The following is a 14,392-nucleotide window of genomic DNA, read 5'->3' as shown; positions in this document are numbered from 1 at the left end:
CGCCCGGGCCGAGAGGTCCTTGCCGTAGCCGTGCAGACTCCGGGTGCCGGCGGGCGGAACAGCAAGGACAGAGGAGAGCACCATGAGCGAAGAGCAGGCGGCACCGAAGACAAAAGGTGTTGCGGCGCAGCTGCTGGGAACGGTTGACCTGGGGCCCGAGATCGAAGGCATGGCAGGACGCCTGCTCCGGATGCGGATGGTGACCATCGAGCCGGGAGGCGTCTTCGGCCCTGTGCATGACCATAAAGACCGGCCCGGCATGGTCTACATCCTGCAAGGAACCATCACCGACCATCGCAATGGAGCGGCCACGGACTATGGCCCGGGAATGGGTTGGCCCGAGGACGGGAACACCTTTCACTGGCTGGAGAACAGGGGGGCCGCTCCGGCGGTGGAGATCTCGGTCGATATCGTCAGGCAGGCGTAGGCGCCCGCAGCGGCCCCGGATCAGGACGGGAGGATCTTCCGGTTCACGCCCCCGGTGAAGCTATGCAAAATACCCCCCAGGGTATAGAGTGATTGGCATCACAGTGTGTAACAACACGAAGAGAACGGCGTCCGCGCTGAAGCGACGCCCGGTTCGAGAGAGGCGTCTTATCCATGACTATGCACCACGAGATCCTGATCGTCGGAGGCGGCAATGCGGGACTGAGTGTCGCCGCCCGGCTCCGCCATGCTGGCCGGACTGATATCGGCCTGATTGAGCCGAGCGAGTACCACTACTATCAGCCGTTATGGACCCTGGTGGGAGGCGGTTCGGCCAGCCAGACGGAGTCGGTCCGTCCACAGGCAACCGTAATGCCGCAGGGAGTTGCGTGGATCAAGGACGCCGCGACGGATATCGATCCTGAGCGGCGAAGCGTCGCACTGGCGTCCGGCGGATCCGTCACCTATGACTATCTGGTGGTCTGTCCCGGCATCCAGTTGGACTGGGACAAGATCCCGGGCATGGCCCAGGCCCTGGAGTCGCCGACCGTCTCCAGCAACTACCGCTTCGACTTGGCACCAAAGACCTGGGACATGATCAGGAACCTGAAGTCCGGAACGGCCGTTTTCACCCAGCCCTCAGGGCCGATCAAATGTGCCGGCGCGCCGCAGAAAATTGCGTACCTGGCCGCCGATTACTGGCAAAAGCAGGGGGTGCTGGACAAGATCCGGGTCGTGATGGTTCTGCCGACGCCGGGTATGTTCGGGGTCAAGGTGTTCGCCGATGAGCTTGAGCGGGTGGTGGCCAAGTACGGCATCGAAGTCCGCTTCAACAGCGAGATGACCTCGGTGGACCCGGCCGCTGGCGTGGCAGTGATTACTGACAATGCGGCAGGCTCCCAGGAATCCTTGCACTACGACCTGCTCCACGTTGTGCCGCCGCAGTCTGCGCCGGACTGGCTCAAGCGCACCCCGCTGGCGGACCCGGCCAACCCCGCCGGCTACGTGGACGTTGACAAGCACACCATGCAGCACAAGCGGTACCCGGAAGTTTTTGCCCTGGGCGACGCGGGGTCTACACCGAACTCGAAGACCGGCGCTGCGATCCGCAAGCAGGCCCCGGTGCTGGTGAAGAACCTGCTGGCCGCCATTGAAGGGGAGGCCGCGGCCGCCCAGTACGGCGGGTACTCCTCCTGCCCGCTGACCACGGCGCGGGGGAAAATGCTGCTGGCGGAGTTTGATTACACTTTGCAGCCCGCCCCCAGCATTCCGTTCATCGACACCACGAAGGAACGCAGCGACATGTGGCTGCTGAAGCGCTACGGGCTTCCGTTTATGTACTGGAACCTGATCCTCAAGGGGCGCATATAACTCCACGGGCAGCAGGAGAACTCCGACGGGGCAGTGGCTCCGCCCCGATCCCATCGGCGGGCAGGCGCGCCCACGGCAGGTTCCGGGGGCGACGCCCCGCCGGGCCCAGAATGGCACCATGAGCTTTTTATCCTCCGGCCGCGTTCAGACCCCCGTCCTGGACATCGGATACGAGTCCGCGGGCGACCCGGGCGGGCCCCCGGTCATCCTTCTGCACGGATTCCCGTATGACGTTAGGGCCTTCGACGACGTCGCCCCGATCCTCGCCGGCCAGGGCGCGTATGTGCTCGCGCCCTACCTCCGCGGGTTCGGTCCGACCCGGTTCCTCGATCCCACGACCATCCGCTCGGGCCAACAGGCCGCCCTCGGCCAGGACCTCATCGACTTTATGGATGCCCTCAGCATCGGCCAGGCAGTCGTGGCAGGCTACGACTGGGGCGGCCGGGCGGCCTGCGTCGTGGCGGCCCTGGAGCCCGGACGGGTTGCCGGCCTCGTCTCCGTGGGCGGCTACAACATGCACAACCTTGCCCGGTCCGGCGAGCCTGCCCTCCCGGAATGGGAGCGAAGCTACTGGTATCAGTACTATTTCCACTCGGAGCGGGGGCGCCGCGGGCTGGAACTAAACCGCGAGGAATTGTGCGGGCTGTTGTGGCGTACCTGGTCGCCCGGCTGGGATGGTGCACGGCAGGCCTTCACCGCGAGCGCCCCGAGCCTGCACAACCCCGACTTCGTCGACGTTGTCATCCACTCCTACCGCCACCGCTACGGGCTGGTCGACGGCGACCCCCGGTACCAAGGGCTCGAGGAGCTGATCGCCCGGGAGCCGCAGATCAGCGTTCCAACGGTAATACTCGAAAGCGGGGACGACGGCGTCGGCGGCCCCGCGGCGGCAGCCGGCAGGGGGCACTTCACCGGCCCCTACCGCCACCGGGTCCTGCCGGGCATTGGGCACAACGTGCCGCAGGAGGACCCGGACGCGTTCGCGCAGGCGGTACTGAGCCTGGTCGGCTAAGAGACTCGAAGCGGGCCCTCAGAGCATAAGTTTGAAACCGAGGTGCGACGCTTCGAAGCCAAGCCGCTGATAGAACCGGTGCGCCGCGACCCGGGAGCCGTCGGACGTGAGTTGGACCAGTCTTGCGCCTCGCCGGCGGCCCTCGTTGACCGCCCAGCTGATCATGGCGCCCCCGAGTCCGTTGCTCCGCAGGTCCGCCCGGACCCGCACCGCCTCAATCTGCAGTCGAGTCGCCCCACCACGGGCGAGTCCGGGGATGAATGTCAGCTGCATCGTCCCAACTACCTCCCGATCAGTCGTCACGACGGCGACCAGCAGTTGCGCAGGATCGGCGTCAATGGCTTGAAAGGCGCGATCGTACGGCCCCCGGTCCTCGGCCGCTACCGAGTCGGTGGAGGCCCTGAGCTGGTCGTCCGCCAGGAGCCGCAAAATCGGGCCGACGTCGGAGGGTTCGGCTTTCCGGATCGTAAAGGGTCCACCGGGCAGGTCCAGTGCGGCGAGCATCATGGGCCCAGTATTTCAGCCCCCTGTGACCAGCTGGGACAACCGATGCCGCCGGCTAGTTTTCGATTGCCTCGGCGCGGCGGTGCTGCCCGGCTGAACCTGCGTTGTGGCTGGTGGCCGGCATGGCGATGACGGCGATCACCGTGAGCACGGCCCCGACCAGCACCGAGAGGAACACTGCCCCGGAGGCCGAGACGATGGTGTGCGGATCCGTGCTGCCGCCCGGGGTGCCGGAGTAGATCGCGTTGGCAACCGCCCCGAAGACTGCCACGCCGATGGCGCTGCCGATCGAGCGGGCGAAGAGATTGGTGCCGGTGACTACCCCGCGCTCGTTCCATTCGACGCTTGACTGGGCGGCAATGAGGCTTGGGGTCGCGACCAGCCCAAGACCGAGCCCGACGATGAAACAACTTATGGCGACTAAAAGAATGCTGGGTGTGGAGGCGGTCAGGGCAAGCACCGCTGCGCCGATGACAGTGACCGCGACGCCGATCATGGCGGTCCGCCGGAACCCGATCCGAAGATAGACCCGGCCCGACTGGGAGGCACTGATCGGCCAGCCAATCGTGAGCGCCGCCAGCGCCAAGCCGGCCAGGATCGGGGAGGTGGAGAGGGCACCTTCGAGGAACGTCGGCACGTAGGAGGTGAGGCCCAGCATGATGGCTCCGACGCCAAAGGAGATCATCGCAGTCGTCGCCAGCAGCCGCCGCGATACCACCCACGGCGGCAGGACCGGTTCCGCTGCCCGCCGCTCAACGAGGATAAACGCTGCGAACAAGACTGCGCCGGCGGAAAAGACGGCGATGCTGATCGCGGAGTTCCAAGCCCACGCCTGGCCGCCCTCGAGGGCGCCGAGGATGATCAGGCTGAGCGAGACTGTCAGCAACCCCGCCCCCAAGTAGTCAACGCGGTGCTTCACCCGCTCGATGTCCTCGTGGAAGGACCGGATCAGCATCCACCCGGCCAGGAGGCACAGCGGGATGTTCACCAGGAAGATCCCCCGCCAGATGCCCAGCGAGGAAAACACGCCCCCGAGCGTTGGACCCACGACTGAGGAGACAGCCCAGACGCTGGCCAGGTAGCCCTGCACCTTGGCCCGTTCGGTCAGTGTGTAGATATCGCCGGCGATGGTGATGGCCATCGGCTGGACCGCCCCGGCGCCCAGTCCCTGCAGCACACGGAACGCAATGAGGGCCGGCATGCTCCAGGCGAGCCCGCACAGGATCGAACCGAGCAGGAACAACCCGATCCCGATCAGGATGATCGGTTTGCGGCCCACGATGTCGGAGAGCTTTGCATAGACGGGCACCGAGACGGCTTGGGCCAACAGGTAGGCGGAAAAGAGCCACGGAAAGGACGTGAATCCGCCAACGTCATGCACAATCGAGGGCACGGCGGTCGCGACGATCGTCGAGTCGATCGCCACCAGGCCGGTCGAAAGCATCAGGGCTATCAGGATGGGCCCGCGTTTGGAGCGGAAGCCGACTCCCTCGGCAAGTGTTGTTTTCACGTGATCGTCTCTTCCCGTCCGCGCCGAACCGCGTAGCAGCCGAAACCGGTTCCGGCTCCGATTCCATAACTGCACCTTGGCGCGAAATAGTCCCGGCCAGGCCCGGGCAGGTAGTGCTCAGGCCTGGCGGTAGACCCTCCGCGCAATGGTCAGGCTCACGGCGGCGAGGACCGCAATGCTCACCAGGTAGAACCCGGGCACCAGCAGGGAACCGGTGGTGCCGATCAGCCAGGTCAGGATAAAGGGCGCGAATCCGCCGAAGACTGTGACGCCGATATTGTAGCCGAGGGAAAGCCCTGTGGAGCGGATGCGGGCCGGGAACATCGAAGACATAATGGCCGGCAGCGGTGCAAAGTAGCTGGTGGCCAATACCGAGAGCACCAGTTCCACCACGACCATGGTGGGCAGGGCCGGCGCGGCGATGAGGAGCATAAACGCCGGGATGCCGACGACGATTGTGCCGGCAGCAGCCCAGGTCATCACCCGGGCCGGCCCCACTTTGTCCGCAAGCATGCCGATGAACGGCGAACCCAGGCTCATCACCACACCGAAGATCAGGGTGGAGAGGAAGGCCACGGATTTCGGCATCCCCAGGTTCACGATCGCGTAGGTGGGCATAAAGAGGGCAATGTAGACGCCCACGGATCCCAGCGATACAACGCCCACGATCGCCCAGAGCCGGCCGCCGTTGCCGATGAACGTCTCCCGCAGCGGCGAAGTGGACTTTTCGGTGGCGAGAAACTCCGGGGTTTCCTCCATCTTGGACCGGATGTACCAGCCCACGGGTCCGATGGCCAGCGCGAAGATGAACGGCAGCCGCCAGCCCCAGGACTCGAGCGATTGGGTGCTGAGGTAGGAGTTGAGTACAAAACCGAAGATTCCGGCCAGCAGGATGCCGCCGCCTTGGGTGGCCACCTGCCAGCTGCCGTAGAACGCCTTCCGGTTCGGCGCGTACTCGATCAGGTAGGCCGTGGCCGTGCCGAATTCCCCGCCGGTGGCGAAGCCCTGAAGCAGCCGGGCGACCAGCACCAGGATGCTGGCGGTGACCCCGATGGCGGCGGCCGTGGGTGCCACCACAATCAGTAAGGTGCCAACAAACATCACCAGGATGGACACCAGCATGCCGGCCTTGCGTCCGGCCTTGTCGGCGTAACGGCCGATGATGATGCCGCCCAGCGGGCGCATGATGAAGGACACCCCGAACGAGGCGAAGGTCAACAGCAGTGATGCGGCTTCATTGCTGGTGGGGAAGAACAACTTGGAGATGGTGACGGCGAACGTGCCGTACACAATCAGGTCAAACCACTCCAGTCCGTTGCCGATCGAGGCGGCGACGACGGCTTTTCGGGCATTTTTTTGTTCCAGCGCCAGGGTGGCCGGCGGGCGCTGGCCGGTAGCCTGGTCACCGGAACCGAGGCTGGGGGCAGTTTGATGGCTCATGGCTGGGCAGTCCGTTCGGTTGGGGAGAGGTGGGCGGAGAGTGCCTGCAGAAAGCTCTCGCACGCGGCGATCTGGGACAGCTCGATGTATTCGTTGGCCGTGTGGCCTTGGTCCATGTTGCCGGGACCGCAGACCACTGTGTCGATGCCGGCCCGCTGGAAAAGTCCCGCCTCGGTGGCGTAGACCACGGTCTCTTCGACGGCGTGTCCGCTGAGCTGCTGGGCCAGTTCCAGGGCGGCACGCGGGCCTTCCGGGCTGAGCCCCGGGACCGTACCCCGTGGCACCATCCGGATGTCTGCGGCCGGGTTCTCCTGTTGGATTTCGGCCCGCAGCTGCGCCAGGTGCTCCTCGATACAGGAGATCACCGTCGCCGGGTCCTCACCCGGAATGGTCCGGAACTCAAAGTCGAAGTCGCAGTGTTCAGCAACGGTGTTCACTGCCGCACCGCCGCTGACCAGGCCCACGTTGGCGGTGGTGTAGGGGACCACAAAGGTGTCATCAAACGGGCCGGACAGCCGGTGTTCGTCGGCGAGCGACCTGATAAAGGCAATGGACCTGGCCGCGTATTCGATGGCGTTGACACCGGTGGGGGTCATGGAGGAATGGGCGGCGATGCCCCTGACGCTGACGCGGAAGAGCTGGCTGCTCTTGTGCGCCGAGACGGGACGCATGCTGGTCGGCTCGCCGACGAAGGCAATCCGGGGATGGATCCCGCGTGCAGCGAGCTCGGTCAGCAGGATGACTGCGCCGTGGCAGCCGACCTCTTCGTCGTAGGTCCAGGCGAAGTGCAGCGGTTCGGACAGTTCGCGGGACAGGAACTCGGGAAGCAAACCCAGGATGGCGCCGCTGAAGGCCTTCATGTCGGTGGTGCCGCGGCCGTAGAGCCGATCCTCGCGAATCTCGGGGGTGAAAGGATCGCTGTGCCAGTCCTGGCCGTCCACGGGTACGACGTCGGTGTGGCCGGCGAGCATAACACCGCCGGTGACGGCGCCGTCCCGGGCCGGGATCGTGGCGAAGAGGTTGGCTTTGGTGCCGTCGGGGCTGGGAACGATGACCGGGGTGATCCCGTGGGCGGTGAGCTCGTCCGCTATGCAGTGGATCAAGGCAAGGTTGGAATTGCGGCTGGTGGTGTCGAAGGAGACCAGCTTCGCCGCCCAGGCCAGACCCGCGGCGCTGGGGGCGGCGGCAGTTGGATCGTCGGTGCTGGGTACTGCTGTTGCCGGTGTGGTGGCGGACGTCATGGGCTGGTTCCTCGCAGTGTTTGACGGCTGGGTGCGGTGGGCGGCAGCAGCTGGTTATGCCTGCGGGCCTATTCCGCTCTCTTCCCCAGTATTTGACCGACTCACCACTCATGTCAACACTTTGAACACGATTTGTTCATTAAATTGAACGCAGCGCATCGCCCGCAGGTCCGCCGTCGGCCGTGGTCCGTTAGAAGGAGGGCGGCGTCATGGCGCCGATCAGCGCCGCGTCTTCCGAGGTGGAGTTGCGGTACCAGTGCGGCAGCGCGGAGTCGTAGGTCAGCGAATCGCCTTCCTCCAGGTCATACCCCACGCCGTTGACGCAGACGTGGAGCCGGCCCTGCACCATGGTCACGCATTCTTCGCCGGCGTGTTTGAAAGGAGCATCCTCGTTGTCCCAGCCCGGGGCGATCTGGGCCCGCAGCATCCCCAGCTGGCCGCTCATGTGCGGTGTCAGGAGTTCGTAGATGAGGTTGTCCTCGGCAACTTCGAGCCGCCGCCGGTCCTCGCGCCGCACAAGCGCCCCGCCTTGGTCTTTGCTGTCAAAGAAGCGTCCCACCGGTACTTTCAGGGCCTGGGAGAGTTTGATCAGCGTGGTCAGCGACGGGTTTCCCTGGCCACGCTCGATCTGGCTCAGCAGGCCGGGGCTGAGGCTGGCCGCCGCCGCAAGGCTGCCGATGCTGTACCCAGCCTCCCGCCGTAGCTGCAGGACCAAAGCGCCGACGGCGGTCATCGCGCGCTCGGCCTGATCCTCTACCGGGGGATATTCCAGTCCTGCCCCGGGGCCGACGCCGTGATTCTCCATCCCACGATCGTCCGCCATAGTGAAGATATCGTCAAGATAATGAAGTGGTTGCGCCAGCCGAGGACACGCAGCAGCAACGGGACGGTGGCGGATGGTGGCGGGTTCGCCGTCGAGGGCAGCGGTCAAAAGGCGCGGCAAAAGGCGCGGCAAAAGTGGGTCCTCCATATTCGCGACACGCGCCCAGTCAACCAAGCAGCGCGCCACTTTCGTAGACTCAGTGGAGACTCGACATGTTTCCGCTAGGGACGTGCCAGCCACAGGAAGAGCCATCAATGAAGATTGTCGTCCTCGTCAAGGAGGTTCCCGACACGTACGGGGACCGAAAACTGAACCATGAAACAGGCCTCGCCGACAGGGAAGCCAGCGAGGCGGTCATCGATGAGATCGGTGAGCGGGCGCTGGAGCTGGCGCTGGCGTACGCCGACGCGAACGCGGGCACCAACGTCGCAGTCCTCTCCCTCGCTCCCGGGAATGCGACGGCAACCATACGCAAGGGGCTTGCGATGGGCGCGGGGAGCGCCACCCATGTCTCGGACGAGGCGCTCCGGGGTGCTGATCTTGGCCTGACCGCCGAAACCCTCGCCGCAGCGCTCCGCCGCATCGAGTTTGACCTGGTGATCACCGGGAACGTCTCCACCGATGGATCCGGGGGCATGATTCCCGCTATGCTTGCGGAATTGCTGGACGTGCCCCACGCCACCGGGCTCAGCTCCGTACAGATCCGCGACGGAGAGGTGTCCGGCTCCAGGGCCGTTGAATCCGGAGTGCAGCAGGTATCAGCGACCCTGCCCGCGGTGATTTCCATTACCGAGGCGCTTCCCGGGGCACGCTTCCCCAATTTCAAGGGAATTATGGCTGCGAAGAAGAAGCCCTTCGAGACGCTCACCCTCGCAGACCTCAGGATCACCGCCGACAGCCCGGACGCGGCGCGTTCGATTATGCTGACCGTCGCCGAGAAGCCCCCGCGCGCGGCCGGCGTCAAAATCATCGACGAGGGTGATGCCGGCGAAAAGCTCGCTGACTTCCTGATCGAAAACCGACTGGCGTAAGGAGTAACGACATGACTGAATTCCCTCGTGACGCAATCCTCGTCGTTGTGGAAACCCGGGCTTCCGGTGAACTTGACAAGGCTGCAGCCGGACTCTTCGGCGCTGCCGCCGCAGCTGGCACGCCCGTTGCCCTGGTTCTTGCCGCACCCGGGGCCGGGAGCGCAGCCGCCGCGGAGGCTGCGGCCTTCGGCGCCGCACGCATCCTGATCGCCGAGACCCCGGATGCTTCCGCGCTCGGCGTTCCGGGCGTTGACGCGTTGGCGGCCGCTGTGGAGCAGGTGCAGCCGGACGCGATCCTGATTTCGCACTCACTGAACGGGCGCGATCTCGCCGGCCGGTTCGCGGCGCGTTCGCGTGCGGCGGTTTCCGTCGATGCGATCGGCGTCTCACGTGATGAGGAGGGCGTCGTGGCTCACCATTCCGTCTATGGCGGCGCCTACAATGTGACCTCAACGTCCACGTTTGGGCCGCCGGTGATCACGGTTCGCCAGGGCTCCATCGAGGCCCGCGCCACGGCTCAGCCGGAAGCGGCGGAGACCCTGGCAGTGGCGCCCTCCGGGAAGCCGGCCGCGCGGATCGATTCCTTCGAAGAGGTTGTGGCGGCCACCTCGCGGCCGGAGCTGCGCGGGGCCGCGAAGGTTGTTGCGGGCGGCCGCGGCCTCGGGTCCGAGGAACAGTTCGCCCTCGTCGGACAGCTCGCCGACACACTCGGCGCTGCCATTGGCGCGTCGCGCGCCGCGGTGGATGCAGGCTTCATCCCGCAATCGCACCAGGTGGGCCAGACCGGGGTTTCCGTGTCATCGCAGCTATATATCGCGCTTGGCATTTCCGGCGCGATCCAGCACCGGGCCGGCATGCAGACCGCTAAGACGATCGTCGCCATCAACAAGGATGCAGACGCACCCATCTTCGAGATCGCCGACTTTGGTGTGGTGGGCGATATTTTTAAGGTTGTACCCCAGCTGATCAGCGCCCTTGAGGCTCGGAAGAAGTGACGGCAACCCAGTCCCGGCCGCTGCGGCGGGGCCTGCCGCGCGTGCCGGGTGGTGACCCCTGGCCCGCAGCAGGCCAGGCACCCGCACCCATCGTTATGGAACGAGCGGAGGGGGCCACCGCTCCCGCCGCTGCCCATCCAACGGAGCCGGCAGCTCCGGATCCGGCCGCTCCGGATCCGGCAGTGAACGCCGACGCCGGGACGCGGCAGCTTCGCCGCGGTCTGCCCCGGGTGCCCGGCGGCGAGCCTTGGCCGCCCGCGGCCCTGGGCTCGGTGCCGGTGCCGGCGTCGGCTATGTCCGGGGCGCCCGCCGCGGGCGAAGCTGCAGCGCCAGCGCTGGACTCTGATTCTGCTGAGCCGGCTGCGCTGGTGGCACCTGCGACGGCGGCAGCGACCCCTGCCCAAGCAATCCCGGCGGCGACGCTACCCGCAGCTACCTTGGCGACCGCACCGGCCACGACGACGACGGCGGCAGCGACCCCGCTGCGTCGTGGGCTTCCCCGTGTCCCCGGCGGGGAGCCGTGGCCGCTGGCTGGACTTGCTCCCTCGGCCGCCGTTGCACCTACAGTTCAGGCAGCTCCCGGGCACATTGTCCAGGCTCCTGCGCGGGCTACCAGCGTGGAGCACGCCGTAGCCGAGGCCGAACCGCCGGTGGCAGCGAGCGCACAAGAGGCCCCCGTGGTCCCGGCGACCACCGTCGCGAGCGTACCCGCCGTCCCGGCATCAGCACCGGCGTCGGCGTCGTCGTCGGGACCCGTACCGACAGCGACAGCGACAGCGGCACCGGCAGCGGCAGCGGCGGCACCGTCCGTTGCCGCGCAAAAGCCCGTCCGGCCAAAAGCCGAGGCGCGGCTCTACGGTTCCCGGACCCTGGGTCAGTGGATAAAGCTGGTGGTAATCCTCGCAGCCGGCGCGGTGGCCGCTGCCGGCATTTTGGTGCTCGCCGCGCGCGGTGTGACCACGCTGCCCGGTGTGCCGGCGTTCCTCGACCGATACCCGGGCGAATACAGCCTGCCCGAGACGGCGGAGCCTGGCTTTCCGTGGTGGGCGCAGTGGTCACACTTCCTGAATATCTTCCTGATCGCGCTCATCATCCGCTCCGGTTACCAGGTGCGCACCCAGCAGAAACCGCCGGCGTTCTGGACGCCGAAACGCGGTGGCAAGAAAATTAGCATCAACCTATGGCTGCACCAGTCGCTCGACATTTTGTGGCTGGTCAACGGACTCATCTTTGTGGTGCTGCTGTTTGCCTCCGGCCACTGGATGCGGATCCTCCCGACCAGCTGGGAGGTGTTCCCGAACGCGCTCTCCGCGCTCCTGCAGTACATAACACTCGACTGGCCCGTCGAGAATGGCTGGGTGAACTACAACAGCCTGCAGCAGCTGATGTACTTCATTGTCGTCTTCGTCGCGGCCCCGCTCGCGGCGATCACTGGCGTACGCATGAGCGAATTCTGGCCGAAGAACACAAAGACGTTGAACAGGGCCTACCCGATCGAGATTGCGCGCGCGGTCCATTTCCCGACGATGCTGTTTTTCGTGGCGTTTATACTCGTCCATGTGTTCCTGGTGTTCGCTACCGGTGCGCTGCGCAACCTCAACCACATGTTCGGCGGCACCGACGCGGTGAACTGGGCAGGCTTCTGGCTCTTCGCCGCCGCCATCGCCGTCACCGCCGCCGGGTGGTACGCCGCCCGCCCGATCGTGCTCGCGCCGTTGGCGAGGCTGTCCGGGCAGGTGAGCAGCCGCTAGTATCGACCCGCGGCTGGCCAGGGAGCCGGTTCCCAGTCCTGTTGTTCGCTGGGGTAGGAGCGTCCCGAGGGCGAGATCCAGCGCGGCGGCTGGTCCCTGGTCGCACCATCAGGCCGCCAGGGCGTGAGGTGTTTGAGGCGGTGGTGCTTTCGGCAGGGCTGGCCAAGGTTTGCGACGCCGGTGCCGCCTCCCTCCGACCACGCCAAGAGATGGTCCGCCTCGTTGTCCAGGGAATGGTTGCTGCAGCCGGGAAAAGGACACCGGCCATCCCGGAGCCGGAGCCATTGGCGCATCGCCTTCGGAACCCGGTAGCTGGTGCGTCCGATTTCCAGCGGCGCTCCGCTGGAAGGATCGGTCAGCACCCGCAGGAACGATCCGGCACCATCGCCGACCAACCGGCGGGCCATACTCCCCGGAATGGGACCGTACCCATCCAAGAGGGCCGGTTCCTCCCCTGCGCCAATCAGCGTCAACACCGGAACGGTGACCAGGACCTGAGCCGCGGGTGATGGGGTTCCATCCGCCACTCCAGCCAGCAGCCACGTGGCGGCGACGTCGACCCGCAACTGGGATAAGGTCCGGGATTCGGACGGACCCTGCAGGGCACGCGCCGCCTCCGTGGCACGTGCCCAGACCCCCGCCGCAGCGTCCGCCGGCAGGTAGGCTGAGAGCCACGCCATGCCGTCCCGGTCCGGGGCATATTCCAGCCGCCGGTCCTGCATGCTTCTGCGGTGGCGCACCTCCATGTTCACCGGATGGTGCCGTTCACGCCAACTGCGCGCCTTGGCCCGAAACCTGCCTGGCACCAGCTCTCCCGCCGGGCAGCCGCGCGCTGCAAAGGGAGCCTCCGGGTCCAGGAAATGAGCCTCCAGGGCGGCGGCCGCGGCGGGCTCCAGACCGGACGTCTCATCGCACATCACCCGTGCGTGCTGCCACGAAATGTTCCCCGACAGCAGCGCCGACAGCGTCAGCGGCAACCCTGTTGTAAGCGTGGCGGACTCCGCGAGGAGTGCCGCGGCCGACCTCTCACTCACTGTCAGCACGCAGGCAACTTCAGCCGTCACCGCCATCTGCCGGGCGATGCGTTGCTGCGGGGACACGGCCGGCGCCGTCATGGCCACCCCCGCGGCGGCGTAGCCGGCGGCGAAATGTACCTTCAGCGCGGCCAACCGGGCTTCCATACGGCCCACCTCAGCAAGACCATCCAGACACGCATCCGCCTGATCCCGAATCGGGTCAGCACCCAGCGCACCCACAATCGTGCCTGCGGTCGCGCTTTCGGTTACGGTCCCGCGGCCGGCGCAAACACCCCCACAGACATGAACAGACAGAGCGGCAACGGCGGCCGCCATGGCCGCCACCGTCTCCAGCACTGCTTCGCCTTCCATACCCACAGCATCTCAGGAGGCACTGACAATTTAGCCGCCGGCCCGATCGTGCTCGCCCCGATCGCGAAGCTGTCCTGACAGGTGAGCGGCCGGGAGCCCGCGGGGCCCGTTCCGACGTCGGCCTACCGGGCCGTACGTCGAGTGAAGACCAGATGGAGGACACCGAGGGGGGACGGAGTCGCTTCGATGTCAAAACGTTCTTCGAGTCCTTCGAGTCCGTCCCAGAGCCGTTGGCCCCGACCAAGGACGATCGGCACCAGGACAATGTGCATGTGGTCAATCAGATCGGCCTCGAGGAACTGCCGAACCGAACTGACACCGCCACCGATCCGAACATCGAGGTCGCCGGCCAGGGCCCGAGCCTGCTGGAGCGCGGAGACGGGGTCGGCGTCCACGAAATGGAAGGTTGTTCCGCCTTCCATCTCGAGTACCGGCCGAGGATGGTGTGTCAGCACAACAACAGGAGTGTGGAAGACCGGGCTTTCGCCCCACCAGCCCTTCCATTCCGCGTCCTCCCAGGGACCGCGCTGCGGGCCGAACTTGTTCCGTCCCATGATCTCCACGCCAACCCCGGGCCCCCACTGGCTGGCGAATGCCTCGTCGACCCCGCGGGATCCCGGCGACTCCCCGTGGATCCCCATTTCGCGGAAGGTGCGCGTTTCGAACGCCCACTCCACTAGCCGTGTGCCTGCGTGACCGAACGGGGCGTCGAGTTGCTGGCCCTCGCCGGTGCCGAAGCCGTCGAGGGAGATCGAGAAGTTATGCACGCGGACGAGGGACATGTCATCTCCTGGAGTGGTTGTGGTTCGCAGTCACTGTATGGTCATCGATCCCACCGACTCCAGACCAACGCTGAAAGAACCGTACCGCCGTCGAGCAAAAACTGAACTCGCGCGGGCC

Annotated in this window: 13 protein-coding genes; 6 read left to right on the top strand and 7 right to left on the bottom strand. The window is 66.2% G+C overall.

The annotated features are described in order from the left end of the window. Positions 1 to 82: 82 nt before the first annotated feature. The 3 genes from ABIB49_RS09185 (at position 83) to ABIB49_RS09175 (ending at position 2,809) form a co-directional block, all read left to right on the top strand. Positions 83 to 427, top strand: a complete 345-nt coding sequence (locus ABIB49_RS09185; RefSeq protein ID WP_283480823.1) for a cupin domain-containing protein — start codon at positions 83 to 85, stop codon at positions 425 to 427. Positions 428 to 600: 173 nt separating this feature from the next. Further along, entirely contained in the window at positions 601 to 1,797 is a 1,197-nt protein-coding gene (locus ABIB49_RS09180; RefSeq protein WP_354156982.1) for an NAD(P)/FAD-dependent oxidoreductase, read from the top strand. 118 nt (positions 1,798 to 1,915) lie between these two features. Next, complete coding sequence (locus ABIB49_RS09175) at positions 1,916 to 2,809, top strand: alpha/beta fold hydrolase (RefSeq protein WP_354156981.1); 894 nt, start codon at positions 1,916 to 1,918, stop codon at positions 2,807 to 2,809. Between the two features lie 18 nt (positions 2,810 to 2,827). Here the strand turns inward: ABIB49_RS09175 and ABIB49_RS09170 are convergent, their stop codons facing one another. The 5 genes from ABIB49_RS09170 to ABIB49_RS09150 form a co-directional block, all read right to left on the bottom strand. Next, positions 2,828 to 3,316 (bottom strand): GNAT family N-acetyltransferase, encoded by a 489-nt coding sequence (locus tag ABIB49_RS09170; protein ID WP_349359535.1) that lies wholly within the window; start codon positions 3,314 to 3,316, stop codon positions 2,828 to 2,830. 52 nt (positions 3,317 to 3,368) lie between these two features. Beyond that, positions 3,369 to 4,823: an MFS transporter gene (locus tag ABIB49_RS09165; RefSeq protein ID WP_354156980.1), complete on the bottom strand. Its 1,455-nt coding sequence runs from the start codon at positions 4,821 to 4,823 to the stop codon at positions 3,369 to 3,371. A 117-nt stretch (positions 4,824 to 4,940) separates the two neighbouring features. Beyond that, positions 4,941 to 6,263 carry an MFS transporter gene (locus ABIB49_RS09160; protein ID WP_354156979.1) on the bottom strand — a complete coding sequence of 441 codons (1,323 nt, stop codon included), beginning with the start codon at positions 6,261 to 6,263 and terminating at the stop codon, positions 4,941 to 4,943. Continuing rightward, entirely contained in the window at positions 6,260 to 7,504 is a 1,245-nt protein-coding gene (gene argE, locus ABIB49_RS09155; protein WP_354156978.1) for an acetylornithine deacetylase, read from the bottom strand. The genes ABIB49_RS09160 and argE overlap by 4 nt, the downstream gene beginning before the upstream one ends. Positions 7,505 to 7,694: 190 nt before the next feature. Further along, entirely contained in the window at positions 7,695 to 8,309 is a 615-nt protein-coding gene (locus ABIB49_RS09150) for a helix-turn-helix domain-containing protein (protein ID WP_226775382.1), read from the bottom strand. Positions 8,310 to 8,581: 272 nt separating this feature from the next. Here ABIB49_RS09150 and ABIB49_RS09145 point away from each other — a divergent pair, with 272 nt between their 5' ends. The 3 genes from ABIB49_RS09145 to ABIB49_RS09135 are packed head-to-tail and all read left to right on the top strand — an operon-like array spanning position 8,582 to position 12,104. After that, positions 8,582 to 9,358, top strand: a complete 777-nt coding sequence (locus tag ABIB49_RS09145) for an electron transfer flavoprotein subunit beta/FixA family protein (protein ID WP_226775381.1) — start codon at positions 8,582 to 8,584, stop codon at positions 9,356 to 9,358. Between the two features lie 11 nt (positions 9,359 to 9,369). Further along, on the top strand, positions 9,370 to 10,353 hold the full coding sequence (locus tag ABIB49_RS09140) for an electron transfer flavoprotein subunit alpha/FixB family protein (protein WP_354156977.1): 984 nt from the start codon (positions 9,370 to 9,372) through the stop codon (positions 10,351 to 10,353). Then, positions 10,350 to 12,104 (top strand): cytochrome b/b6 domain-containing protein, encoded by a 1,755-nt coding sequence (locus ABIB49_RS09135; RefSeq protein ID WP_354156976.1) that lies wholly within the window; start codon positions 10,350 to 10,352, stop codon positions 12,102 to 12,104. Before ABIB49_RS09140 ends, ABIB49_RS09135 begins: the two co-directional genes overlap by 4 nt. Here the strand turns inward: ABIB49_RS09135 and ABIB49_RS09130 are convergent. Together ABIB49_RS09130 and ABIB49_RS09125 are read right to left on the bottom strand one after the other, a co-directional pair. Continuing rightward, positions 12,101 to 13,492, bottom strand: coding sequence for an HNH endonuclease signature motif containing protein (locus ABIB49_RS09130; protein WP_354156975.1), 1,392 nt, complete (start codon positions 13,490 to 13,492; stop codon positions 12,101 to 12,103). The genes ABIB49_RS09135 and ABIB49_RS09130 overlap by 4 nt on opposite strands. A gap of 122 nt (positions 13,493 to 13,614) precedes the next feature. Then, positions 13,615 to 14,274: a dihydrofolate reductase family protein gene (locus ABIB49_RS09125; RefSeq protein ID WP_354156974.1), complete on the bottom strand. Its 660-nt coding sequence runs from the start codon at positions 14,272 to 14,274 to the stop codon at positions 13,615 to 13,617. Between the last annotated feature and the right edge of the window lie 118 nt (positions 14,275 to 14,392).

This window comes from Arthrobacter sp. UYCu512, from assembly GCF_040547075.1.
Taxonomy (GTDB): Bacteria; Actinomycetota; Actinomycetes; order Actinomycetales; family Micrococcaceae; genus Arthrobacter.
The sequence above is the reverse complement of the archived record's forward strand: the minus strand, read 5'-3'. Positions and strand labels throughout refer to the sequence as shown.